At 34.4% G+C, this 1,674-nt stretch carries 4 protein-coding genes; 2 read left to right on the forward strand and 2 right to left on the reverse strand.

The window, feature by feature from the left end; all coding sequences use genetic code 11:
* Both V7149_RS00800 and V7149_RS00805 read right to left on the reverse strand, forming a co-directional pair.
* Positions 1-255 (reverse strand): nuclease-related domain-containing protein (locus V7149_RS00800; protein WP_335343782.1); only part of this gene is annotated, 255 nt, incomplete at its 3' end.
* A 247-nt stretch (positions 256-502) separates the two neighbouring features.
* A complete protein-coding gene (locus tag V7149_RS00805) occupies positions 503-667 on the reverse strand; it encodes a hypothetical protein (RefSeq protein WP_335343783.1) in 165 nt (54 codons plus the stop codon).
* Positions 668-779: 112 nt separating this feature from the next.
* Between V7149_RS00805 and V7149_RS00810 the strand changes: the two genes are divergently transcribed.
* Positions 780-1,232, forward strand: a complete 453-nt coding sequence (locus tag V7149_RS00810) for a universal stress protein (RefSeq protein WP_335343784.1) — start codon at positions 780-782, stop codon at positions 1,230-1,232.
* 146 nt (positions 1,233-1,378) lie between these two features.
* Positions 1,379-1,674, forward strand: a 296-nt coding sequence (locus V7149_RS00815; protein ID WP_438824069.1) for a DedA family protein, incomplete at its 3' end; no start/stop codon positions are given.

Raw genomic sequence — 1,674 nt, forward strand, 5'->3', positions numbered from 1 at the left:
GATATGAACTGTTCCATCATAAATTAATAATGAATCAATTTGAAAAACACTATTGCTGTTTTCCAGTAACAAATCATTTAGGATCGTGCAATCCTCCGAAATATTCTCAAATAATTCATCAAACCTTTTCTCACCTTCATAGCCTTTTTCCATAGTTAGAAATTTTTTTGCCTCCTTTTCAGTTAAATTCACCCTTGTGTGCAAATGCCTCATAATTCTTAATTCTTCTGGTTCACACCGAGGCTTAATAATCATATAATTCACTTCCTTGCCCTTTATTTGGAATAATAAAATATGTAGTAATAAAGTTAAGGGTAATCGAGGGGTTTGGAATAGGGGAAATATGTTGAATATATGGTATTTCTACAAATCTGGACAAAATCCCTCCATAAATTATGAATGATTTATGCTTCATACGAACGAAAAAAAGCAGCTAAAAAAATGGATTCATTTTTTCTAGCTGCTTACATTTTGCGGTTATGTCATAAATTTTTTTCCACTGTCAGACTTCTCCTTCAGCGACCTCATTATCAGTTAAATTAAAATCTGCATCCGACTGTTCGATGACACCACTATTATAGGCATCCATAATTTGCTCGCTTACCTCGTTTTGTCCTTCTTCATTGAAGAAATAATTTGCTTGTGCTTTTGGGTCACGCTTCTCCATTTTTAATACAACTCCTTAATAAAGTTTTTAATGAACTGTCTTATTGTTCGATTTTTTGTTACAGATATACACATTTTGGTACTGTATAATAAAGGAAAAGGAGGAGATATTTATGGGGATGAAATATAAAAATATATTAGTAGCTGTAGACGGTTCAACAGAAGCAGAATGGGCATTTAAAAAAGCAATTGAAGTTGCTAAAAGAAATGACGCCCAAATTACTTTAGCCCACATCATAGATACACGTACTTTCGCCACAGTCGAAGCATACGATCGCACAATTTCCGAAAGAGCAGATATGTTCGCTAGAGAGTTAATGGAAAAATATAAGAGTGAAGCAATGGAATCGGGAGTTGCAAAGGTAGAGTATGTAATAGATTACGGTTCTCCAAAAGTCATCATTCCAAAGGATATGGCGAAGAAGCAAAATGTCGATCTCATTATTTGCGGGGCAACAGGAATGAATGCCATGGAAAGATTCCTAATCGGCAGTGTTTCTGAAAACATTGTCCGCTATGCAAATTGTGACGTGCTTGTAGTACGGACTAGTAAGGATGAAGATTAAATATGAATCTAAATGATGCATGGGCATGATTCCCGAGCATCATTTTTTTACTTCAAAAACTCAAGAACTTCTCCACATTTGGTTTAATAATTTTCAAGAACTAACAAATACTTATAAGAAACTTTTAATATAGGCGGGACATTTATTTGATTAATCATATCAATCATCTTATTGAACATTATGGCTATCTGGGAATTATTCTGGCATTAATCGGGGGCATTATCGGGCTGCCAATTCCTGATGAGGTGCTGCTTACATATGTTGGATTCAATGTTTTTCAAGGAAAACTTGCTTATATCCCCTCTCTTCTTAGTGCTTTTACTGGTGCAATTGGGGGGATTTCTTTAAGCTACTTACTAGGAATTAAGTTAGGGCTGCCTTTTTTACAAAAATTCGGTCCTAAATTTCATATCAATGACAACAAGATAAATAAAGCAAAAAA

It is taken from the genome of Bacillus sp. JJ1503, assembly GCF_036965125.1.
Classification (GTDB): Bacteria; Bacillota; Bacilli; order Bacillales; family Cytobacillaceae; genus Cytobacillus.

Bases quoted from the DNA above. Each gene is read 5' to 3' on its own strand.
- V7149_RS00805 (WP_335343783.1), bottom strand. From the start codon at position 667: ATGGAGAAGCGTGACCCAAAAGCACAAGCAAATTATTTCTTCAATGAA.
- V7149_RS00810 (WP_335343784.1), top strand. From the start codon at position 780: ATGGGGATGAAATATAAAAATATATTAGTAGCTGTAGACGGTTCAACA.